This is a genomic window from Photobacterium pectinilyticum (genome assembly GCF_024357955.1).
GTDB lineage: Bacteria > Pseudomonadota > Gammaproteobacteria > Enterobacterales > Vibrionaceae > Photobacterium > Photobacterium pectinilyticum.
The window spans coordinates 1-24,691 of sequence record NZ_JANEYT010000071.1 but is presented as its reverse complement, the minus strand read 5'-3'; the positions used below and the strand labels follow the sequence as shown (position 1 = coordinate 24,691).

At 45.4% G+C, this 24,691-nt stretch carries 14 protein-coding genes and 1 pseudogene; 6 read left to right on the top strand and 9 right to left on the bottom strand.

Annotated features, from left to right (window positions below; all coding sequences use genetic code 11):
- Positions 1 to 435 precede the first annotated feature (435 nt).
- The 5 genes from NHN17_RS20700 to pepN form a co-directional block, all read right to left on the bottom strand.
- Positions 436 to 981 (bottom strand): cell division protein ZapC, encoded by a 546-nt coding sequence (locus tag NHN17_RS20700; RefSeq protein ID WP_255044529.1) that lies wholly within the window; start codon positions 979 to 981, stop codon positions 436 to 438.
- Positions 982 to 1,241: 260 nt separating this feature from the next.
- Complete coding sequence (gene pyrD, locus NHN17_RS20695) at positions 1,242 to 2,252, bottom strand: quinone-dependent dihydroorotate dehydrogenase (RefSeq protein ID WP_255044528.1); 1,011 nt, start codon at positions 2,250 to 2,252, stop codon at positions 1,242 to 1,244.
- Between the two features lie 293 nt (positions 2,253 to 2,545).
- Complete coding sequence (locus NHN17_RS20690) at positions 2,546 to 7,375, bottom strand: NAD-glutamate dehydrogenase (protein ID WP_255044527.1); 4,830 nt, start codon at positions 7,373 to 7,375, stop codon at positions 2,546 to 2,548.
- 416 nt (positions 7,376 to 7,791) lie between these two features.
- Entirely contained in the window at positions 7,792 to 8,013 is a 222-nt protein-coding gene (locus NHN17_RS20685; RefSeq protein ID WP_255044526.1) for a DUF2835 domain-containing protein, read from the bottom strand.
- Between the two features lie 90 nt (positions 8,014 to 8,103).
- Positions 8,104 to 10,725, bottom strand: coding sequence for an aminopeptidase N (gene pepN, locus NHN17_RS20680; RefSeq protein ID WP_255044525.1), 2,622 nt, complete (start codon positions 10,723 to 10,725; stop codon positions 8,104 to 8,106).
- Positions 10,726 to 11,149: 424 nt separating this feature from the next.
- Between pepN and pncB the strand changes: the two genes are divergently transcribed.
- Positions 11,150 to 12,349 carry a nicotinate phosphoribosyltransferase gene (pncB, locus tag NHN17_RS20675; protein WP_255044524.1) on the top strand — a complete coding sequence of 400 codons (1,200 nt, stop codon included), beginning with the start codon at positions 11,150 to 11,152 and terminating at the stop codon, positions 12,347 to 12,349.
- Between the two features lie 102 nt (positions 12,350 to 12,451).
- On the opposite strand, the gene NHN17_RS20670 is transcribed toward pncB, so the two are convergent.
- The 4 genes from NHN17_RS20670 to msrC all read right to left on the bottom strand — a co-directional run bounded on the left by NHN17_RS20670 (position 12,452) and on the right by msrC (position 16,555).
- Entirely contained in the window at positions 12,452 to 13,114 is a 663-nt protein-coding gene (locus tag NHN17_RS20670) for a lipocalin-like domain-containing protein (RefSeq protein WP_255044523.1), read from the bottom strand.
- Between the two features lie 211 nt (positions 13,115 to 13,325).
- Positions 13,326 to 15,326, bottom strand: a complete 2,001-nt coding sequence (gene prc, locus NHN17_RS20665; RefSeq protein ID WP_255044522.1) for a carboxy terminal-processing peptidase — start codon at positions 15,324 to 15,326, stop codon at positions 13,326 to 13,328.
- Positions 15,327 to 15,343: 17 nt separating this feature from the next.
- On the bottom strand, positions 15,344 to 15,988 hold the full coding sequence (proQ, locus tag NHN17_RS20660) for an RNA chaperone ProQ (RefSeq protein ID WP_255044521.1): 645 nt from the start codon (positions 15,986 to 15,988) through the stop codon (positions 15,344 to 15,346).
- Positions 15,989 to 16,096: 108 nt separating this feature from the next.
- The gene (gene msrC / locus NHN17_RS20655; protein ID WP_255044520.1) at positions 16,097 to 16,555 is read right to left on the bottom strand and encodes a free L-methionine (R)-S-oxide reductase MsrC; all 459 of its coding nucleotides are present in this window, start codon (positions 16,553 to 16,555) and stop codon (positions 16,097 to 16,099) included.
- A gap of 83 nt (positions 16,556 to 16,638) precedes the next feature.
- Between msrC and NHN17_RS20650 the strand changes: the two genes are divergently transcribed.
- The 5 genes and pseudogenes from NHN17_RS20650 to NHN17_RS20630 all read left to right on the top strand — a co-directional run.
- Positions 16,639 to 18,468: an ABC transporter ATP-binding protein gene (locus NHN17_RS20650; protein WP_255044530.1), complete on the top strand. Its 1,830-nt coding sequence runs from the start codon at positions 16,639 to 16,641 to the stop codon at positions 18,466 to 18,468.
- 45 nt (positions 18,469 to 18,513) lie between these two features.
- Positions 18,514 to 19,707 carry a paraquat-inducible protein A gene (locus NHN17_RS20645; RefSeq protein WP_255044519.1) on the top strand — a complete coding sequence of 398 codons (1,194 nt, stop codon included), beginning with the start codon at positions 18,514 to 18,516 and terminating at the stop codon, positions 19,705 to 19,707.
- On the top strand, positions 19,691 to 22,318 hold the full coding sequence (locus NHN17_RS20640; protein ID WP_255044518.1) for an MlaD family protein: 2,628 nt from the start codon (positions 19,691 to 19,693) through the stop codon (positions 22,316 to 22,318). Before NHN17_RS20645 ends, NHN17_RS20640 begins: the two co-directional genes overlap by 17 nt.
- Positions 22,319 to 22,457: 139 nt before the next feature.
- Entirely contained in the window at positions 22,458 to 23,888 is a 1,431-nt protein-coding gene (gene rsmF, locus NHN17_RS20635; protein ID WP_255044517.1) for a 16S rRNA (cytosine(1407)-C(5))-methyltransferase RsmF, read from the top strand.
- A 494-nt stretch (positions 23,889 to 24,382) separates the two neighbouring features.
- Positions 24,383 to 24,622, top strand: a pseudogene (locus NHN17_RS20630) (NAD(P)H-dependent oxidoreductase); the annotation flags it as partial.
- Positions 24,623 to 24,691 lie beyond the last annotated feature (69 nt).

Genomic DNA, 24,691 nt, shown 5'->3' with positions numbered 1-24,691 from the left:
GTCATTGTGTCACCTGTTAACTTCCGAGGTGATGATATCACCTCTAATCAGGTGGCCAAATTAACTATGCCACTTCATTCCAACCGCTCATAACTCAGCTGGATTAAGAGAGCGTGTGACATACAGCAATGACAAGACAAAAGCAGAATAGATTAGCTTCGAGAGGTTAAAGTCGCTTTATTCGGTTTTAAATGGGACATAGGCAATAAAGACGGAGGAATTAGGATTAGGCTGCAACAGACAAAATAAGTGAAGAATCAATTTTGAGGGGAGTTTTACACGACGGTTTTGTCGTTCGAAGTTCAAAGTTCGAATTAACGACCAAGATAAATGCCATGGGATAGCTAGGATGGCAGAGTCGTTTTCTGTGTGTGGACCACGTTAGATACGCCGTAAAACCTGGAATGACTCACGACATCGGATTAATAGTCTCTATTATCCGACCAAAGCAAGCGTTATTGGCACTTCTACAGCCCCATGGTAGGCCGTCATACGGTCATTCATGACCTTTATCGTCTCACAGAAGGCCATTTCTTTTGCGGGATTAAGCGCTAATGCGTTTGTATCAGCCATCATACATAAGCTTGCAGAGCCACTGTTTTCAATAATAAGGAATTGCCCTTCACTGAGCTCGGTTGAAAGAGTGACAATATCTCCCTGCTGAGGCTGCTGCCCTTTTGAGCGCTGATGAAAAAACCAGCTTTTTGGCATAAGAGGCTTATGGAAACGACTTGCCGCTACAGCATTTAATGCAAGCTCTACTTTACGCGGTTCAGATAGGTCCAGGATAGACATTCCTTCGAGGAAGGTTTGGTAGACAGATGCATCGTCAACCGTAAAGGTTGTACGTGCAAAAGCACAAGGAACTAAGTTTTTGGTAGGAATAGCCACGCGGAAAATCATGTTATCACCAAGATCCAACATGAGAGCATCGTACTTCTGATCGTAATACCACATCCATGAATTATTGGGTTTTAACATAAGCACCGCTCCATATCCGTATCTATTACAAAGCTTATCCACTACAACAAACAAAACTTTAGAGCAAATTCTACTGCCCTACAGGCAAATAAAAAGAGGAAGAAAACTCAAAAAAAAACATAACAAACGTTGTATGTTTGACAAAATCCCCATTGATAAGGTGATAAACAGGAAATCGGCATAAAAAAAGTACCTGCAAAATTTCTCTTGCAGGTACCTTATGTCTGATTCTCTCTCGAGATCATTTACTGTACTGATAATTAGATATTTGTGACGATATCTTTAACCAATTTAGGGCCGTGGTAGATAAAACCAGAGTAAATCTGTACCAGACTCGCACCCGCTGCCATTTTCTCACGAGCAGATACTGCTGAATCAATGCCACCGACACCAATAATAGGTAGCGCACCATCAAGTTCTTCCGCCAACATACGGATCACTTCAGTACTGCGGTTCTGAAGTGGACGACCACTTAGACCACCAGCCTCATCGCAATGCGGCATGTCTTTGACCAATGAGCGATCCAGTGTTGTGTTGGTTGCGATGACACCGTCGATCTTATTTTTGATCAAAGATTCAGCTATCTGCTTAATCTCATGATCTTCTAGATCCGGCGCGATCTTAAGCGTTAGAGGGATATATTTACCGTGCTTTTCAGCCAACTCCTTCTGCTTCTCTTTCAATTGAGCAAGCAGATCGTCAAGCATTTCACCGTACTGAAGTGTACGTAGGCCAGGAGTATTCGGTGACGAGATATTTACCGTGATATAACCAGCATGCTGATACACCTTTTCCATGCAGATTAGGTAATCTTCTGCGCCCTTTTCAATCGGCGTATCTTTGTTCTTACCAATGTTGATGCCGATAACACCGTCATACTTGGCTTTCTTCACATTCTCAATCAGGTTATCAACACCAAGGTTGTTAAACCCAAAGCGGTTGATAATACCTTCAGCAGGAATGACACGGAACAAACGAGGCTTATCGTTACCCGACTGCGGACGTGGAGTAACGGTTCCAACTTCGACAAAGCCAAAACCCATTGCGCCAAATGCTTCAATACACTCGCCGTTTTTATCAAGGCCAGCAGCCAGACCAACAGGATTTTTGAATTTGATACCCATCACTTCAACAGGACGATCAGGAACGTGTTGACGATAGAAAAGATCAAGAGGAGTGCCGGTAAAGCGAGAAAAGTTCTGAATAGCTAGATCATGCGCTTTTTCTGCATCAAGCTTGAAAATAGCGGATCGAGCGAGGCGGTAAATCATTGTACCTCCTAATAAAAGCCCCGTGTAAACGGGAGAACATTATTCACACTTTGGTACCTAAATTCAATGACTAATTTATGTTTATACCGAAAAAAATGGGCTAGCCCATAAAATATTCGGTTAGACTCTTGAAAAGGATACTTTTATTTTTTCAAGAGAAAAGCAAACGTTTATATCTCCGGCTTTCAATCGAAAAAAAGCCACCAAAGACATCACGGTGGCTTTTCGAACAGTGATTACTTCAAATTTATAAGCTTCAGTTAAATATAAAACCAAAGAGCTTATTTATATCACTATGCTACTGTTTTACAGTTTAAATTCAACAACATAAGCTCACGAAGTGCTACTGAAAATTTAGCAAATTCATGCGTTGTACCCACTTTGAACTCTGCGAGTACAGTATTCCAACGTTGAATTGCGGACTTATGCTCACCCATCCAGTTGTCAATTAAGCTTTCTGCATCAGGAGCCTCTAACCCACTACTGATTACCGCCAGCGTCAACTGACGCTGCTGCCAATCGAGATCTTCGCGGAATGAGGCACGCGCCAGAGCCTGCCAATGGTTTTCTACAGGCTGATTGTGGACTTGCTTGAGGAACCAGTGTAATGACAAATCAGCCCCGACAACAAAATAAACACGAGAGATGAAATCAAGATCTTTTTCTGAGTTGGCGGCAATTTGAGCAATATCCATTGCCGAGTATAAACTACTCAAGCGTGCAATATTATGCGCAAGATCTTCAGGGATCCCCTGCTTCATCATCACATCAGCTTGCTCGTTATGCTCTTGAACCTCTTCCGTGACAAGGTAACGCTCTAGGTTTTCGCGAAGCTTGTTTACAATCGGTTGGTAGAACGCAATCATTTGTTCGATGCCCAGCTTTCTATCACGATTGCGGAGGATCCATCGGGTCGCACGACGCAACATTCTGCGGCAACGATAAAGCACTTCGTACTGCACTTCCGCAGGGATCACATTATCGAGTGACCGGACCTGATCAAAGTACTGCTGAAAATTAAACACTTCTCGGCCAACGGAATAAGCCGAGGAGATTTCTGCAATCGTGGCTCCCGTTTCTTCCTGAAGGCGGGTGACGAAATTACACCCCATTTCGTTAGACATCTGGTTTGCTAGCGAGGTCGCAATTAACTCTTTGCGAAGCGGATGGTTTTCCATATGGCTGCGGTATTTATCTTTCAACTCTTTCGGAAAATATGCCGGTAACAAACGAGCATGATAAGGGTCATTAGCGATTTCTTCCGTCACCAACTCTTCTTTCAATACCATTTTACCGTATGCCACGAGCACAGCGAGCTCCGGACGGGTGAGCCCCACGCCTGACTTCTCACGCTCTGCCAGCGTATCGTCATCCGGCAAGTATTCCAGCGCACGATCCAACTTGCCTTCTTTCTCAAGATGGTGAATAAAACGGATCTGCTCTTTAAGCAACTGAACTTGCTGCTGCTGGGTCACAGAAATCGATTCGCTTTGACAATAAGCATCATCAAGAACGATATCACCGACTTCATCTTCCATACGCTCAAGCAGTTCATTACGCTGCTTGTACGTTAGGTCTCCGCTAGCAACCAGTGAGTTCAGCAAGATCTTGATGTTTACTTCGTTATCTGAACAATCAACCCCACCAACATTATCGATAAAGTCAGTATTGACCAACCCGCCTTTTTTCGAAATCTCTACTCGACCTAGCTGGGTCAAACCAAGGTTGCCACCTTCACCCACAACGCGGGCACGAAGCTCACTGCCGTTGATACGCAATGCATCATTAGCACGATCACCGACATCGGTATGGGTTTCAGACTCTGATTTCACGTAGGTACCAATCCCCCCATTCCACAACAGATCCACTTCCATTTTCAGGATCAACTTGATCACTTCGTTTGGTGGCAGGCTCTGCTTGCGTGTTCCCAGTAGTTTCTGGATCTGCGGGGTAAGTTTAATCGACTTACTACGGCGGGAGAAAATACCGCCACCTTCCGAAATCAGCGTTGAATCATAATCTTCCCAGCTGGAACGAGGCAGATTAAACAAGCGATCACGCTCTTTCCAGCCACTTGCAGCATCCGGGTTTGGATCCAGGAAGATGTGCATATGGTTAAAGGCAGCGACCAAGCGAATATGCTTTGATAGCAGCATGCCGTTACCAAACACGTCTCCAGCCATATCACCGATACCGGCACAAGTGAAGTCCGTTGTCTGGCAGTTAATACCCAACTCGCGGAAGTGACGCTTCACAGACTCCCAACCACCTTTCGCGGTGATCCCCATTTGCTTATGGTCGTAGCCATTCGAGCCGCCAGAAGCAAACGCGTCACCCAGCCAGAATTTGTAGTCTTCAGATACCGAGTTAGCCAAATCAGAGAAGGTTGCCGTCCCTTTGTCAGCGGCAACAACTAAATACGGGTCATTTTCATCATGGCGAACCACGTTTACAGGGGGATTCAGTTCTCCGTCGATGATGTTATCTGTGACATCCAGCAAAGCACGGATAAAGCGCTTATAACAACGCTGTCCTTCAGCCCAGATTTCTTCACGGGTAGATAGCTGAGGCTGACGCTTACAAACAAAACCACCTTTTGCCCCAACCGGAACAATAACGGTGTTTTTCACCTGCTGCGCTTTCACAAGGCCCAAGATCTCAGTACGGAAATCTTCCTGGCGATCTGACCAGCGCAACCCACCTCGGGCAACTTTACCGCCTCGCAGATGCACACCTTCAATATCTGGTGCGTAGACAAAGATCTCAAAAAAAGGAACCGGAGCCGGGATTTCTGGGATCTCCGATGGACGAAGTTTCAGAGACAGCCATGGCTTTGGTTGGCCGTTGGTATCAAGCTGATAATAGTTGGTACGCTGCGTTGCAAGGATCATCTCCATGTAACGGCGAATGATCCGATCATCATCCAAGCTTTCTACGTGCTCTAGCTTTTCATTGAGCTTAGCAATAAGTGTACTTTCAGCTTTTTTCGAATATTTACGGCTCGGATCGAAACGCAACGAGAACAACTCAACCAAGGATCTTGCAAGATCACTATGACCTGAAAGCGTTTCTTCAATGTAGTGCTGACTAAATGGGAAACCGACCTGTCGCATGTAACGAGCAAAACTACGCAAAATTGTAATTTCACGCCCGGTTAATCTTGCGCACAATACCAATCGGTTAAATCCATCACTTTCAAGTTCACCATGCCAAATGGCCGAGAAAGCCTCTTGGAAGCGATCACGCGCCTCACTCAAATCGATTCCGTTACAGGCATTGTGTAGCATCGCGAAATCAAGGATCCAATAAACCGTTCCGCGCTTGGTGACCACCTGATACGGCGACTCACCAATCACACGCAAACCCAAGTTCTCCAGCATCGGCATAACATCCGAAAGGTGGATAGGCTCGTCACGGTGGAACAGTTTCAGTTTTACAAAACGGGAGTCACTCGCCTCTTCCTGTGGGCGGTAGAACAGCATACCGAGTTTATTATCTTCGCTAAGGCTTTCTAGTTGCTCGATATCGGCAACGGCTGAACCCGGTAGCATCTGCTCTTTATAAGAGCGCGGGAAGGCACTACCATAATTTTTTGCCAATGATGTACCACTACTTTCACCAAAATTCGCGATAAGCGATGCGCTTAAACGATCATCCCAAGATGCAGCAGCTTCAACCAGGTTATGTTCTATGGCTTTGATATCGACATCGAAATTATTATTTTCGACTCGCACGATATAATGCGTTCTTGCCAGCGGACTTTCCGAAAAGAAAGTCGTGAACTCCACATCCTGTTTTGAGGCAAAGTAGTCTTTCAGGACTTCTTGTGTCTTACGTCGTAACTCGGTGTTATAACGTTCTTTCGTTACATACACCATGCAAGAGAAGAAGCGGCCAAAAGGATCACGGCGAACAAACAAGCGTAATAGATCCCTATCCTGCATACGAACCACACCACAACCGACATCCAACATCTCTTTTTCATTGGCTTGGATCAGCTCATCACGCGGGTACGTTTCGAGTAAGTTATTCAGTGCCTTCCACGAATGTGAGCCAGCCGGATAACGACTATCTTCTAAAATACGCGTAACCTTGTTACTGATCAGCGGAATGTTCATTGTCGATTGATGGTAAGCGGTAGAAGCATACAAGCCAGTAAAGCGGTGCTCACCAATGACATTGCCCTCTTTATCAAAACGCTTTATGCCAATGTAATCGGTATAGGCTGGACGGTGAATTTTCGACTTGCCATTGCTTTTTGTGAGGATTAACAAGTCAGGTTTGCGAGCTTCAATTCGGGCGGACTCGGGAAGTTGTGACAGGCGAAGAGTTCTAACTTTACTGGTATCGCTTAGCAGCCCTAACCCTTGTTCATCACAAGGACGCAATTCATAGTCACCTTCTATCGGTACAAGATCATACTTGTGATATCCCATGAAGGTAAAGTTGTGATGTGTCACCCAGTCCAAGAAGGCAATGGCCTCTTCACGGTGCTCTTTATTAACAGGTAGGTCGGCTTTCTTGAGTTCTTTCACAATCGCCTGCATTTTTGTTTGCAGCGATTGCCAATCATTAACCACCAAATCGACATCTTGAAGGACTTGTGTTAGCTCTTGTTTTAATGCTTCAAGCTCTTTCTTATCGTTAAGGCGATCAACCTCAATATGGAAAAGTGTTTGTAGGTTACCGTCCTTACCACATGCTTCAGTAATTGTGCCCTCTGCATTTCGTTTAAAGAAATACGGGCCATTAAGCATCATGTGACTAGTAATCCCCAAACGGGTCAAGGTCATACGAACAGAATCAACCAAGAAAGGACGGTCTGGAGTGACAATTTCAACGACGGTATGAGGTGACTGCCAGCCATAGCGGCTAAGTGTCGGGTTATAGACACGAACAGATATTTGGTCAGGCTTATTTTTTACAAGGTGATGCCATAAACTCAGTACAGCACCATAAAGGTCAGATTCATTCCTTTGAAGCAGATCATCATCTGCCAGTTGTCCTAACAACTGCTGAGCAAACACTTCTACTAATGACTGCTGGGGTGTCTCAATCTTATCCTGGATTAAGTCATACACTTTCTCAAGCAGTACCGGCACAATAGGGTCAGGTGCGGTCATAGCAATGCTCCATCATTATATATTATCAATCAAGTATAGAGTTTTTATAAAGTATCCAACGGTTGGGTGTTGGGAACATACCGCCGGAATACGCTCTCCTGCGTGACTGCTATTGTAGGGGGTTTTGTTGCGAGATGGTTACGCTAATTACTCTGGTTAAGCCGGAAAAAATCGAATATGTGACTAAGGTAGAGATTTTGACTGGAGGGTTTTTCTAAGGCTGGTGAAATTAACACTAGGATACGATGTAACACGTAAAAACTGGTATAACCATTTATTTTATGGTTATTTTTCCTAGCCCTAGCGATGACTATTTCTTATGTCCCTCTCACCGAATTAGTACGAAGAGTAAAGTAAAGATGCGAGTACCCATTGTGGTGACCTTGGCTAAATGTTAAAAACACATCAACATTCCATTACAAAATCTGTTCAATGGCTTGCAGTTTATTTGCCTCTGAAACCATGACTCTAAATCGCCCACGGATCCCCAGCTGAGTTAGAAATGGTCGTAACCGCGCAGCGGGTAACTGCAGACGCAAACCGTTCTCAGTCATGACTAATACATGACTGGCTGCGCCTGAATAGTGTTGGAGAAATTGCTGATAAGTAATGTGCATAGAAAAGGTATAGGCTTTCATGGGACAAGATTCAGATAGTGTTAGTGGGTATATAAATGAAATTATAAATAAGGGGCAAGATACCTTACCCCTTTATAGTGTAATTACTGTTTACTGCTCAAGTGCTTTTTGAACTTTCTCAAACAGGTCTTTAGCTAGATTATCTAACTGAGACAGCTTTTCTAGCTCGGCGCGCATCAAGCTCTGACGTAGCTCATCGTACTGACGGTACTTCAGGAATGGTTCAATCAGACGAGAAGCGACCTGTGGATTGCTGGTATTCAAGACAGTCAGGATTTCTGTCAAGAACTGATAACCAGAACCATCTTTTGCGTGGAAGCGTACTGGGTTATTACCGCAGAAGCTGGCCACCAAGCTGCGAGTACGATTCGGGTTTTTCAGATCAAACGCTTTGTGCTTCATGGTTTCACGCACATTTTCCAATGCATTTTCCGCAGGGTTCTTACCCTGCAAAATAAACCACTTGTCCATCACCAAGCCGTCTTGAGTCCACTTGTCACTGAAGTCAGCCATTTGACTTGCACGGCAAGCCAGTTCTGCGGCATTTGCTGCAGCCATTGCCGCCATCGTATCTGTCATATTGTCTGATGCTTGATACTGCTTAGCCACTAGACTATTTCCTTGCTCTGTAAGCGCAAGGTAAGCCAAACACGTATTACGAAGTGAACGCTTTGCCATCGCTTCATGCTCAATGGTATACGCCGCTTGTGTTAGCGAGTGGTAAATAGCACTGAACTCATCTTCCATCGCAACAGCTAAGACTTTTTCAAGCTCAGCCATAACGGTATTGATCGCATCAACATCAACGGTTTTATACCAACCCGCCACTTCATTTTCGCTTGGCAGTGTTAGCATTTCGGCAATAAATGCAGGGTCTAGCTTTTCATCAAGCAACACACCACGGAACGCGTCTACCACCTGCTCAGGCAACTCAAAAGACTCACCATTCTGGCAGCGAATGACATTCTGCTTGATGTATTTAGCCAACAAAATTTGACCTGCATCCCAACGGGCAAACTCGTTACGCGCATGAACCATCAAGAAGGTCAATTCTGCATCTGAATAATCATACTCCAAGATCACCGGTGCTGAGAATTCACGCAGCATGGAAATGACGGGTTGCTCTTCAATGCCGTCAAAGATGAACTCTTGCTCTGCTTCTGTGACATCCAGCACATTGTGGACCAACGGGCCATTACACTGTAACGGAATGACATTGCCCTGTGCACCATACAGCTCGACATCAAACGGTATATGTAGCGGCTGCTTCTCTTGCTGACCTGGTGTTGGCGCAGTATGCTGCTTAACCGTGACACGGTAACGGCTTTCTTGTTCAAGATATTCTGTCTCAACATGTACAACCGGTGTTCCTGACTGGCTGTACCAACGGCGGAATTTCTCTAGGCTAATCCCAGATGCATCTTCCATCGCCTGAACAAAATCATCGCAGGTTGCCGCGGTGCCATCATGGCGTTCGAAGTACAGTTTCATACCGGCTTGGAATTTATCCTCACCAAGTAAGGTGTGCATCATGCGAATAACTTCACTGCCCTTTTCGTACACAGTCAAAGTATAGAAGTTATTCATTTCTATCACTTTATCTGGGCGAATTGGGTGTGACATCGGTCCGCGATCTTCAGAGAACTGTGGGCCACGCATGATACGTACGTTATTAATACGGTTTACCGGCCGCGATCCTAGGTCTGAAGAGAACTCTTGATCACGGAAAACAGTCAAGCCTTCTTTCAGGCTTAGCTGAAACCAATCACGACAAGTGACTCGGTTACCTGTCCAGTTATGGAAATATTCGTGGCCGATCACCGCTTCAATACCTTGGTAGTCGGTATCTGTCGCCGTTTTCGCATTGGCCAGTACGTATTTGGAATTAAAGACATTAAGCCCTTTGTTTTCCATTGCCCCCATGTTGAAGAAATCTACCGCTACGATCATGTAAATGTCGAGATCGTACTCTAGGCCAAAGCGCTCTTCATCCCACTTCATAGAGTTAATCAATGAAGTCATGGCATATTCAGCGCGATCAAGATTGCCCTTGTCGACAAAAATTTCAAGTGCAACATCACGGCCACTAACAGTGGTATATTTATCTCTCAGAACATCAAAATCACCGGCAACCAATGCAAACAGGTAACTTGGTTTCGGAAATGGGTCTTGCCACTGTACCCAGTGACGACCATTATCCAAATCGCCTTCGTCAACTCGGTTACCATTACTCATTAGATATGGGTACTGTGCTTTGTCTGCAATCACCTTAGTGGTGAAGCGAGCCAATACATCAGGGCGGTCTAGGTAATAGGTAATACGACGGAAGCCTTCGGCTTCACACTGAGTACAGTATGCACCGCCTGATTTATACAAGCCTTCAAGCAACGTATTTGCTTCTGGATTGATTTCAGTTTCAATCAGCATTTCGAACGATGCAGGTAGCCCGTTAACTGTCAGCTTACCTTCGCTTTCTGCATAATCTGTCCAGCTTTCACCATTGATTTCAAGGCGAACTAAAGTTAACGCATCACCATCAAGCTCCATTGATGTCGCGCCTTCCACTTGCTGCTCAACCTTGCTGATCGCGACCACACGGGTTGCTGTATCATGCAAATCAAACTCTAGCGAAAGATCGGAAATTGTAAATTCTGGTGCTTGGTAATCTGAACGGTACTTTGCCGTTGGCTGGATAGTTGGTTGTTCGGCCATGTTTATTCCTTTTATTTCCGCCTGTTAGTGTCGCGGTATGTATCCATTATTCTGCGTTAAACCGGTGCAGACAAGCTTATTACCCTGATTTGGCGATATGTTTCTCAATTGTCCACTCACCCGGTCAATTAACGCACATCCAGCCAATGATTTCGCTGGTTGTGCTTTGAAGGCTAGCTTATCATCTTTACTATACTTAGCTTACAAGCAGTAATGGTTACCCAAATTCAGCTTTACAGCAAGATCACCGTACAAACAAAGTATTAAACAGTGTATTGGCAATAAACCTCTACAGGCTTGTCGTTAACAGCATTTGTGCGTATCTTGCTGCCCCTATTTTTTTCCTCAATCTGAAACATTTTGAGACAACCAAGCCTAAAAATAGGGTAAAATTACCGGATTGCAAAATACAACCAAATTAGTTATGAATCATTTTGGACACACTGGGATTATCGACTCCCTGCTTGATACTGATGCATACAAGTTGCACATGCAGCAAGCCATATTTCATCAATACCCCAATGTTGAAGCTATTGCCGAGTTTCACTGCCGGAGCGACGAAGATCTCCGTCCATATAGCCAAGAGATTCAAGCGCATATCAATCGGCTGGGTGGACTCTCTTTCACTCAGGAAGAGATAGACTACCTGTCGACTCTTAGCTTCTTCAAGGCTGATTACCTTGAGTACCTCGCATCGTTCCAACTTGATAGCAAGCAAGTTAAGATCGACACGTCGGGTGATCAACTAGCGATTAGCATTACGGGCAAGTGGATCGATATTATCCTTTGGGAAGTGCCATTATTGGCAATCATCTGTGAAATTCGATGCAAGCATTGCTACCCTGCATCTTCAACGGATGACGCTCTGAGCTCACTCAAGCAAAAGATGGCTGCCTTTTATCAAAAAGCCAATGATGAAGGTATCAATCTGGACGCGTTCTCGCTGGTTGACTTCGGTACGCGCCGCCGCTTCTCCCGCGATGTTCAACACAAGGTTGTTAACTACCTGAAGAACAATATGCCAGAGTTCAAAGGTACCTCGAACTACCACTTGGCCCGCACCCAAAACTTGACCCCTTTTGGCACCCAAGCCCATGAGTGGTTCCAAGCGCACCAACAATTGTCCGGTGAACTGGCCGACTCGCAGCAACTTGCGTTAAACCGTTGGCTTCAAGAGTACCCTGATTCGTTGGGTATCGCTCTTACCGATTGCATCAATATGGATGCTTTCCTGCGTGACTTTGACCTTCGTTTATCAGAACGCTTCATCGGCCTACGTCATGATAGCGGTGACCCGATTGCCTGGGGTGAAAAAGCTATTGCGCACTACCAGTCATTGGGTATTGATCCAAGAACCAAATCTTTGATTTTCTCCGATAGCCTGACGTTGGATAAAGCGCTAAACATCTATAAGCACTTTGCCCATCGTATAAATACCAGCTTTGGTATTGGTACTCAGCTGACTTGCGATCTGCCTGGTGTGAAAACATTGAATGTGGTTTTGAAACTGACGGAATGTGAAGGCCGCCCTGTTGCGAAGATTTCAGACGAGCCAGGTAAGAGTATCTGCCGAGATAAGAATTACCTGACGCAACTTCGACAAGCCTTTAAAGTCGTTAGCTAATCGCACACATCAATCGACAGATAACAAAAAAGCGAGGTATTCACCTCGCTTTTTTGTTAACCGTGTTAGTGGGGTCAAGTAAGAGAATGAGGCTATTACGCACTACTCCCTTCTCATTACCGCTTGCATACCAAATTGTTGATTACTGAGCGTCAGGGTATTACTGCCTAAACTGTACTGGCTATCTTGTTGCCCATCTTCATAAATCAACACAATGCGATCATCTTCAATAAAGTAAATCCCCTTGTGCTCTTTTTTCTTTCCGTTTTTACCTGACACCTCGGCCGAAAATAAGAAGTCTGGACGAAGGGATAAAGCAATTTCCGAGACACCATCACCAACATCGTTCCCCGTAATTTGTGAAGAACGCCAGTTACCCGGCAGGTTTTCTGGTGCCAACTTAGTGAAACGAGCACCATCGAGCAAAAACTGGTTGTAGCTTAACATGTAGCTATGCTGCTGCTCGGGTTGACCATGAGAAAGAAAAGTAACCGTGCTTTCATCGATATCATATGTCCCATCCCACTCTTCTACGTTGCCATCTATCTGAAGAAGCCGAATGACGAAACGATAATTTGATTTAAATTTGATGTTCATTGCACGGTAGTTTGCACCTTCACTTTCAACACCTGTATCAGTATTACTAAACCAATACCAATCTCCCAGAAGTAATGGGTAATCAAATTCAGTCAAATCTGTTGACCGCGCGCTGATAGCAAATGTCGAAAATAACAGCGTTACAGCAAGAATTACATGTTTCAGCATAGTATTCCCCTAACACCAGAATTAATTACCTACATTTAACCCTAGTCGGCAATTACCCCCTAGAGGGTAAAAGTTGAGACTTAGCAGTGTTTATCTCTCAGTTGTCTCAGGGCTGACACACCGCTTTTCCTCTCTAGCTAACTGATTTTATCCATAAAAAAACGGCACCTTAAAAGGTGCCGTTTATTGGGGTCAGGCCTATTATCACAGGTTAACTTTGCGATCTCGACAAATCAGACGTGATAGCAACCGCTTCATCTAGATAAGCATCAGGTGCTTCATAATCCTTTGGCACATCATCTAATGTGGCAAACGCTTTCTTACCATCCGCTTTCTGGCGCTGATTCAATCGCGCTAGACGGTCTGCATCATCTTTGTCTTGCTCTGCAATGCGCTTGTTCTTGTTCAGAGAAATCGTGTTGATATCTTTCTCATCACGGTACTTAGCAATGTCATCTTGGATAAAGCCAAATTCCATGTCCTTACTTATCCGCTGATCATGCTTCGCTTTCAATGAAGGCAGAACCGCCGAAAAGTTGTAGAGTTTCTGATAGTCCGCCGCCTTGATACTATCCCAAGGCAATGCATTATCCTCAACACTTTCACCGGTTTCAGATGGGTCAACAGCCGTTGGGAATGCCAAGTCAGGTACAACACCTAGATTCTGGGTACTACCACCATTGATGCGGTAGAACTTTTGAATAGTGTACTGAACATGGCCCAATGGCTTATCGAACAAATCATAAATATGGTTCAGTGAACGGTGTTGCTGTACCGTTCCTTTACCAAATGATTGCTCGCCAAGAATGACAGCACGTCCGTAGTCCTGCATAGCAGCCGCAAAAATCTCAGACGCTGACGCACTGTAGCGGTTAACTAAAACAGTGAGCGCTCCGTCAAAGTAAACGCGATCATCTGAATCGCCATTCACTTTGACGCGTCCGTAGCTATCACGAACTTGAACAACGGGTCCACTGTTGATAAACAGCCCGGTCAAGGCTGTTGCTTCAGTCAGTGCACCACCACCGTTGTTGCGCAAATCGATAACCACGCCATCAACCTGCTGGTCGTTCAACTTCGCCAGTTCTTTCTTGGTATCTTCCGACAAACCGACATAGAAACTTGGAATTTCAATCACCCCAATTTTCTTGCCGTTTGACATCTCTACCGAAGATTTTGCTGCGCGATCTTCTAGGCGGATTTTGTCACGAACAATAGTGACATCGTAACTTTTTGCGTTATTCCCCTCAGGAAGGATTTCCAGAACAACTTTACTGCCCTTTGGTCCTTTAATGAGCTGAACAACATCATCAAGACGCCATCCAATCACATCGATCATGTCTTTGCCGTCTTGCGCGACACCGATGATTCTGTCACCAGCAGCCAATTTCTTCGAGGAAGAAGCCGGACCACCCGCGACCAAAGAACGGATTACGGTATAGTCATCAACCACTTGTAGAACAGCACCAATACCTTCTAATGAAAGGTTCATTTCAGACTGAAACTGTTCGGCGTTACGTGGTGACAAATAGCTAGTATGAGGATCAACCTCACGCGCAAAAGCATTCATGTAAATTTGGAATACATCTTCGCTATGAGTTTGAGTAAGACGCTTAAGGGCGTTGTTATAACGCTTACCGAGTGTCTCTTTAGTTTCATCCCAGTTTTTGCCCGCAAGATCTAAATTAAGCGCATCGTATTTTACGCGTTTGCGCCAAATTTCATTGAGTTCATTGCGATCTTTAGCCCACTCCATTTCGGAACGGTCTAACACTATATCTTCATCAGCATCAAAGGTGATTTCATGATCAAGCAAAGTCAGTGCGTATTGATAGCGGTCATATCGACGCTTCAGCAGAGTATTGAAAATATCGAAAGCTGCTGATGTATCACCCCTTTTGAGCTGATCATCTAGCTGCTCTTCCCATTTTTCAAATTGCCGAATATCGGAAGCCGTAAGGAAGCTTTTGTTGAAGTCCAGCATCTCGATATATCGAGTAAAGACACTGGAAGAAAATTCGTCATCAAGTGAAAACTGCTTGTAATGTGAACGAGTAAAGCGCGAAGCTACTCGCTTACTGGCAGTCGCATGCTGTTTTTCTGGAACCAGCTGCGGAAGATCACTTAACGTGTATGTCGCCTCAAGGGCTTGCGCTGACGCTGCTAGCATCATGCCAGCAGCGATCAGTGAGAAACGGAATCGACCTTTCATGCGTCGAGCATTCTCCTTTACGAACGCAGGTGCTCCGCTTTAACTACCATGGTCAAACCATTTGATAGGCGAACACGCACATCGTCCTTATTAATTTCAACGATAGTTGCCGGCATGTTTCCGTTGCCCAAGTTAACACTAACGTTCTTGCCAACGACGACTTCATCAGCAGTCAGTGCACGGGTCGTTTCTGCAGGCTTTTTATTTAGCTTAGTCGTTTTTTGTTGTGTGTTCTTAGGTTTAGCAGTTTTTGGACGAATTTTTTTCGCTTTTGCTTCACCATCCTTGCTAGCAGCTGCTTTAGCTTCTGCTTGTTCTTTACGACGAGCACGGACTTTAGCCTTGCTTTCTTCAAGCGCTTGCTTAGCGTGATCTACGTGTTCTTGTTCTAACACGCCACAATCGTTGCCATCAAGGTCAACGCGGTTTGCACCCGCTTTCACACCGTGAAGATAACGCCAGGAAGAAGTGTATTGACGCAGAGCGGTACGCAACTGAGTTTTACTTACTTTCGGGTCATCAGTTAGACGCTCTGCTAGATCTTGGAAGATACCGATCTTTAGAGGCTTCGCTTCACCTTCAACAGTAAAACATTTTGGGAAACGCTCAGCAATGTAGGCAATGACTTCTTTACTGTTCGTTAGCTTTTCAGAGTTTTCCATGGACTTTCCTGACAAAAGCGAGTTTCCTCGCCGTTAGTACTTTAATCAAAAAGAAATTGTTCCGCTATTATAGTTACCTAACGCTGAAAAACCACCGAAAGCATTCAATTAAAGTCTTTTTTGTACCTCATTCATCAAAGAAGTCAGTCCATCTTCGTCAAATTGACTAAATCTTGATAAGATTGGACTATCAATATCCAGTACACCGTACAATTCACCATTTACAGAAAACGGAACCACTATTTCTGAATTACTGGCCGCATCACAGGCGATATGCCCTTCGAATTGGTGGACATCTTCAACCCGTTGAACACTGTTTTCAGCTATCGATGTACCGCATACACCGCGACCTACAGGAATCCTCACACAAGCGGGCTTGCCTTGAAATGGCCCCAACACCAACTGGTCACCTTTAAGCAAATAAAAACCCACCCAGTTAATCTCTTCTAACTCCATAGCCAGTAACGCACTAATATTAGACATATTAGCAATGAGATCTGGCTCATCTTCAATCAACGCGACCGCTTGTTTCGTCAGCGTTTGATAGTTCACAGATCTAATTTCCATGGCTTACTCCTTTTATAGCCGTTAGAATGGCTTCTTTATTAATAATGGGAATCATTATCATTGTGAAAAACAGTTCAAACCAAATGATTAACTGGTCTTGGCTATTAAAGCAAGCTAAACATCACCGCCCCCGCTTGATTACCGCGAATTTTATCGCGCTTATCGCAACCCTTATCAGTGTCCCAATTCCACTGTTAATGCCTTTGATGGTTGATGAGATCCTACTCGACAAGCCAGCTGGTGGTATTGCCTTCCTTAATCATTTTTTACCGGACTCCCTGCACCAACCAACCGCTTATATCCTACTGGTTCTGCTATTTGTCGTTTTAATGCGCGTGGGCAGCCAAGCACTTAACATCCTGCAAAGTCGCCAATTTACCTTGGTGGCCAAAGATATTACCTACAACATGCGACAGCATCTTATCGACAAGCTTGGTCGTATTAGCATGCGTCAATATGAAGAGCGCGGTAGCGGTGGGATCACTTCCCACCTCATTACCGACGTTGAAACCATCGATAAATTTGTGGGTGATACCCTCAGCCGTTTCCTTATTGGTTTTCTAACCGTTATTGGTACTGCTGCCATTTTGCTATGGCTCAACTGGCAGCTGGGGCTCTTTATTCTATTGGTCAACCCTATTGTGGTTTATGCCTCTAAATTAATGGGAAACCGGGTAAAGACTCTTAAGAAGAAAGAAAACCAGGCGTTCGAACGCTTTCAACAGCGCTTGGTGGAAACCCTCGACGGCATTTACCAATTGCGTGCAGCTAACCGCGAGCGGGAATTTCTTAGCCAGTTAAAGTCCAATGCCAATGATATTCGACGTGATGCCGATAAATACGCATGGCAATCAGAAGCCGCTGGGCGCATATCTTTCTTGCTGTTCTTGGTCGGTTTTGAGTTGTTCCGTGCTATGGCAATGATTATGGTGCTGTTTACCGACTTGAGCATCGGCCAGATGTTCGCTGTTTTTGGCTACTTATGGTTTATGCTTGGTCCGGTACAGGAACTACTGGGGATCCAATTTGCTTGGTACAGTGCATCGGCTGCCATGCAGCGCTTAAATAGCCTCATTGCCATTGAAGAAGAAGTTCGTCCAGTACAAAAGGTGAACCCGTTTACTGATGACCATCATCTCGACATTGAAGTCAATAACATCCATTTTGCATACGATGAAGATAAAGAAGTGCTACGCGGTATGAGCCTTAGTATTCCTGCGGGCAAGCGAGTGGCGTTAGTCGGTTCTTCTGGTGGTGGAAAATCAACACTGATCCAATTACTGCTGGGTATCTACCAAAAAGACGCCGGTGACATCTTAATCAATGGCTATCCGATTGAAGATGTCAGTTATGAAGCACTCCGTAACAAAATGGCAGTGGTCTTACAACACCCTGTATTATTTAATGATACTATGCGCCACAACCTGACATTAGGGGGTGAGTACAGTGATGAGCAACTTTGGCAAGCGCTTGAGATTGCGCAAATGACTGATGTTACCCAGCGCCTGACGGAAGGGTTGGATACCGAGATAGGCCGTCAAGGAATTAAATTATCAGGTGGTCAGCGTCAACGACTCGCTATTGCCCGTATGGTTCTGACCAACCCCGAGTTCGTTATTCTGGATGAAGCAACATCGGCACTCGATACCGCGACAGAGGCGGCATTGCATCATGCGCTTAACCAGTTTTTGGCCAACCGTACCACGCTAATTGTTGCTCACCGTTTATCAGCGGTTAAACAAGCTGATGTAATCTACGTACTTGAAGATGGGCAGGTAAGCCAAAGCGGTACCCATTACGAACTGGTGAACGAGGAAGGCCTGTACCAAACGCTTTATGGTTCTGTACAATCAGCCGAAAATCAAAATGATGCATTAGCACAAGTACCAGTAGCCAGAGTGAACCTGAAATAATAATATCATGTTCATTTAAAGCCATTTTTAAAGGATTAAACGTTAATGACCACAGCGAGACTATGCCCCGGCTGCGATTTACCTCTGCTGCCGCAGGTCGCTGAACAGGGACAAAGTGCGTACTGCCCACGCTGCAACACCCGCTTGTACCGTGGTGGTTATTTTCGTTTTTCCAGTGAACTGGCTATTGCCCTAGCCTGCTTAATCCTCTTCATTCCGGCACATCTTTTTCCGATGATCACCATTCGCTTGTTTGGTGTCATGATCCCGGCAACCATAACTTCTGGCACGGTCTCATTAGCACCGACATTTCCGGTGGTTGCTGCCCTTATTCTGTTTTGTAGCTCTATCGCACCATTATTGGTTTGTGGCTCTATTTTGGGTGCACAGGCTGGGTTGAAGTTCCGGCGTATAAAGCTTTTCCGCCGTTCGCTATGGATTATTGAACACCTCAAGCATTGGGCAATGTTTGATGTGTTCCTGGTAAGCCTTGGGATTTCTTGTTTCAAAGTACAAGACTATGCCGATATTTTCGTCGGCCCAGGATTATATTCCCTGGTGATGCTACAACTGCTAATGGCGCTTCTGCTTACCCGTATCAGCATTAACCGGTACTGGGAAGCCTGGCAGCCTGAGACTGCTCATAAGAAATATAGCCACGCCCGTCACTGTCATCACTGCCACATGACACAAGATGACCACGAGGAATGCATACGTTGTAACAGCCTGCTTCACAAGCGTATGCCTCACTCCATCCAGAAAACCTGGGCATACCTAATAGCAGCAACTGTCTTTATCTTTCCTGCTAACCTATATCCGATTTCTATCTTTCTAAATAATGGTAAACGTGTCGAAGATACTATCTTCTCGGGTGTCGCCTCGTTGGTGAATTCCGATATGCTAGGCATTGCCATCATTATTTTTGTCGCCAGTATTGTCGTACCAGTGGCCAAAATTCTTGGTCTGGCCTTTCTCTTGTTGACCATCCAATTCAAACGCAGTGTGAATCACCTGCAACACATGAAGCTTTATCGATTCATTCAGTGGATTGGCAAGTGGTCAATGATGGATTTATTCGTTATTTCAATCATGGTCGCCTTGATAGACCGTGATCAATTACTCAATTTCACCCCCGGACCAGGCGCGATTGCCTTTGGTGTCGTAGTGGTGCTGACAATGCTTGCCGCAGAAAGTTTGGATTCTCGTCTGATATGGGACAACTATGAACAACGGACCTAATAACCAACAACCTAAACCGGTCTATATAAAGCGCGATCGCGGAGTATCCCCCCTCTGGATCCTGCCCGTGCTTGCCTTGATTCTCGCAGGGTGGCTTGTCTTCAAAGCCGTCAATGAGGCCGGAGAACGGATAAAAATCCACTTCAATGACGCTGCGGGCTTGGTCGCCGGAAGAACGACTATTCGTTACCAGGGTCTTGAGGTGGGTATTGTTCGTGACGTCAACCTATCACACGATTTGAAAAGCATTTATGTTGAAGCCGACATTTACCCAGAAGCCGTGCAAACTCTGCGCTCAGGTACCCGATTCTGGTTGGTAAAACCTAAAGCCTCTATTACCGGTATTTCTGGTCTGGATGCCCTCGTCTCGGGCAATTATATCGCTTTGCAACCGGGCGAAGGCAAATTTGCCAACGAGTTCGATGCACTTGACGGCCAACCCGCCGATACCCCTGTCGGAGAAGGCCTGAAGATCCAACTGCGTGCCCCACATTTAGGTTCAATCAATATTGGCTCGCAGCTGCTGTATAAGAAGATACCGGTCGGTGAGGTGTACAACCACACTCTGAGCCAGAACAACAAACAAGTGATCATTGATGTGTTAATCAAACCGCAATATGCCAATCTGGTCACCAACAAGAGTCGATTCTGGAACGTCAGCGGTATGAGTGCCAATATTGGTTTCAATGGTGTCGACGTACAGTTCGAGAGCTTGTCGGCCATGATTAGTGGCGCCATCGCGTTCGACTCGCCGGATAAAGGGCTACCAATTGAACCTGATCACCTCTTCCGGCTCTACCCAGATCTGAATACTGCGGGTCGCGGTATTGCCATCACTATCGACTTGCCAGAGAACAGTAACATTAGCGCGAGTGGCGCACCCATTGTGTATCGGGGCTTACAAATCGGTCAGATTTCCGATATTCGCCTTGATAAAGAGCGCGGAACCATTGTTGCCCATGCTGCTATCGAGCCAATGATGAGCGACTTACTGAACACAGGTTCTAAGATGCTTCTGGAAGAAGCCGAGCTATCGTTAAATGGTGTGAAAAACATTGGTAACCTGCTTCGTGGTAACTTCCTGACCTTGATCCCTGGCGCCGGTGAGACCAGTCGCCAATTTGTTGCCATCAACCAAGACGAACTGCAAGAGCAGCAACCCGGGGTGGCCTCTTTCTCACTGTACGCAGATGATAGTTACGGTATCAAACGTGGCACCAAACTCAAGCACCGAGGTCTGGAAGTCGGTCGAGTTAAATCGGTAAAACTGGATGGTAATCAAGTCCGCTTTAGTGTCATTGTGCGCCCGGAGTACACCAAGCTAGTGCGCTCGGGCAGTCGTTTCTTTATCGATGGCGGCATTCAAGCCAATTTGAACAGCCAAGGACTCGATGTTTCTGTACCGCCTGCTGATCAATTAATCAGCCAAAGCATTAGTTTTACAAGCAGTGGCAATAGCCGAGTGTTAAGCCAATACCCGCTTTATAAAAGTAGGCAATTAGCCACACTGGCGGCAGAAAAAGCCCAAGGCTTTGCTTCTATTCACCTGTATGCCGATGAACTACCTCCAATCTCAGAAGGTAGTCCGGTGCTATACCGCAATATGGCGGTGGGTGAAGTGACCAGTTATGACCTTTCTCGTGACGGTGTCACTATCAAGTTGAAAGTTGACAATAAGTACCGCCATTTGATCACCGCTAACACCGTATTCTGGAATCGCTCAGGCGTCGAAGTAGAGGCAGGCCTAGGCGGTGTTCAAATCAAAGCCGATCCAATCAGTACTCTTATCAAAGGTGGCATAGCGTTCGATGAGCTTGAAGGCGTTACCAACCGCAGCGGCAACCGCTATAAGCTCTACAACAGTTACAAAGAAGCCAAAGACTACGGTTTGCTGGTGACCATGATTGCCGCTGATGCTAAAACGATAAAGGTACACACCGATATCCGCTACCAAGGCGTGAACGTAGGTAAAGTGATTGAAACCGAGCCTGATTTCAATACTGGTAACGTCATTGTTAAAGCCCGCCTATTCCCTAAATATGCCGAGCTACTGGCAAAGGCCGACAGCCAGTTTTGGATTGTCAGCCCAAAAATCAGCATCACCGGTGCCAAAAATCTTGATACCCTACTCAGCAGCTATATTGCCGTGACACCAGGCAAAGGCCACTATTCTCAAAGCTTCACTTTGGGCAATGCCCAGTTGCAGAATAAAGGGTTAAGCGTCGTTTTGGAGACTGAAGAGCGTAACTCAATCAGTGAAGGAACACCGCTGCTGTATCGCGATATCCAAGTTGGCGAAGTAGTTAAAGTCAGCCTTGGGGAGCTGGCAGACAGAGTGATTATCGAAGCCCAAGTCGAACAGAGCTTCAGTCACCTTGTTCGTACTGATAGCGTTTTTTGGAATGTCTCGGGTATTGATGTCACTATCGGTCTGACAGGAGCCTCAGTACAAAGTGGTACAGTGGACAGCCTTATTCGCGGCGGTATTGCCTTTGCGACTCCAGAGACCCAACCACTCTCGCCAATTGCCGAGAGTGACAGCCACTTCCTGCTGCACGATACTGCCAAGCCGGAATGGAAAACATGGCGCACGGCAATTCCGAAGCACTAGACTTACTTTAAGTTAAAGCCAATGAATCGAGAAAAGGAGCAGAAATGCTCCTTTTCTTTTGCCTGTTCGCCTTTCTTTTTACGTAGCTATCGACAAATGATAAACTTCCGCCTCACTGCTAGATAATCGAGACATTCCCTTGCATCCTAATATCCATATCCCAGACGCATTCATTGAGCAAATTCGTCAGATCATGCCTGAACACCTGAGCATGGATGAATTCATTGCTATTTGTAAAACTCCCCTGCGTCGCAGCATCCGTGTTAACACCTTAAAAATCAGTGTGGAAAGTTTTCTTGAACGTGCCGCTGATAAAGGCTGGACACTCACACCGGTACCTTGGTGCGATACCGGATTCTGGATTGAGCGAGAAGATGAAGAGTCTGTCTCTTTAGGCAATACCGCAGAGCACATGGCCGGTCTTTTTTACATTCAAGAAGCCAGTTCAATGATGCCCGTTGTTGCGCTATTAAAAGATAACGACAAACTTGATTGCGTACTGGACATGGCCTCTGCACCGGGCTCGAAGACAACCCAAATTGCCTGTGCCATGAATAATCACGGCGCTTTGGTGGCCAATGAACTGGCCGCAAGCCGTATTAAGGTGCTGCACTCTAATTTGCAGCGCTGTGGCGTCTTCAACGCAGCACTTACCCACTTTGATGGTTGTGTCTTCGGTAGTTGGGCACCTGAGTCATTCGACTCAATCTTGCTTGATGCCCCCTGTTCAGGTGAAGGAGCCATACGTAAAGACGACGATGCAATGGCAAACTGGAGCTTGCAGTCAGTTGAAGACATTGCAGCAGTACAACGTAATCTCATCATCAGCGGTTTCCAAGCACTCAAGCCAGGTGGCGTAATGGTTTACTCAACTTGCACGCTAAACTTAAGCGAAAACCAACAAGTCTGTAATCACCTGAAAGAGACCTTCGGTGATGCGGTAGAGTTTGAACCTCTCGCTGACTTGTTCGATGGTGCAGAGAAAGCCCTGACCGAAGAAGGGTTCCTGCACGTCTACCCGCAAATCTTCGACAGTGAAGGTTTTTTTGTTGCTCGTATCCGCAAGCTTACAGCGGTCGAGTCACCAGAAGTGAAGAAGCGCAAAGGCAAATTCCCATTCAGTCCTGCTAGCAGCAAAGACACTCAAGCCATTACCCAAGCATTTAAGCAAGACTTGGACTTAAGTATCCCCGCAGGTGGTGAAATTTGGCTTCGTGATAAAGAAGTATGGTTGTTCCCGTCACAGCTGCGTGATCTCCTGAGTGAAATTCGTTTCCAGCGTATTGGTATTAAGCTGGCGGAACAACACAAGAAAGGTTACCGCTGGCAGCATGAGGCGATCATGACCATTGCCACGGGCCAGGAAAAGACAGCCGTTGCACTTAATGCGGCACAAGCGAAAGAATGGTTTATGGGTCGGGATATCCGTCCTGATAACTTATCAGGAAAAGGCGAAATTATTGTCACTTACCGTGACTACCCTATTGGCATTGGCAAATGGGTGAGCAATCGCATCAAAAATGGCTTGCCTCGTGAACTGGTGAGAGATACCAATTTATTTGACATCTAATTCCACTTTTTGAGCAAGTAAATTGTCACTGAAACAACTAGCATTAAGTTACTGCAACAGATTTGCTCAATTAACAGGACATTTTTGTTAAGTATCAGAGATGAATAACATTCTTAGTGGTAAAACTGGCAAATCATACTGCTTGAACTAACATTGATAGTGTAATTGATCTCCATTTACTAACCAGTTAGCGCAAGGCTCTCACGAGCCATTCCCCTAAGCCCGAAACAGGAGTCGTTTCGGGCTATTTTTTGTCTTCATACTTCCCAGTCGCATTGGTACAAGCATTAATTTTTTCGTTCATACCCTATGTGGTTACTTGCAATAACCTTGAGCCATAGGGAGGGTACCAATTTAAAAACAGCAACTTAAAACGCATAAACCCTATTCGATTTTTTCGAATAACTTAACCGGTTTTTTCCGCTATCTTCAAAACGCCTCCCTTCGTATAGTTAGTTCCAAGCCAAACGGCAATGCATTTCAAGGAGCAAACGATGTCAAACGTTCTAGTACTAAAATCAAGCATTCTCGGTGACTACTCGCAATCCAACGGTCTTATCGATCACCTTGTTAATTCATTGAACACCACAGCCGTTATAGAGCGTGACTTAGCAACTCAGCCAATACCTGTTCTGGATGGCGAAATTGCCAGTGGTTTACGTGGCGGTGATAACCTCAGCGAAAAACAGCAGGCAGCACTTGCGCTTTCTGATCAATTAATTAATGAAATCAAAACGCTATGTTCCCTTAAGTTGTTGCTACACTTAAAGTAGGCAGCAACTGGAGGGAATTTTTATGCTCCA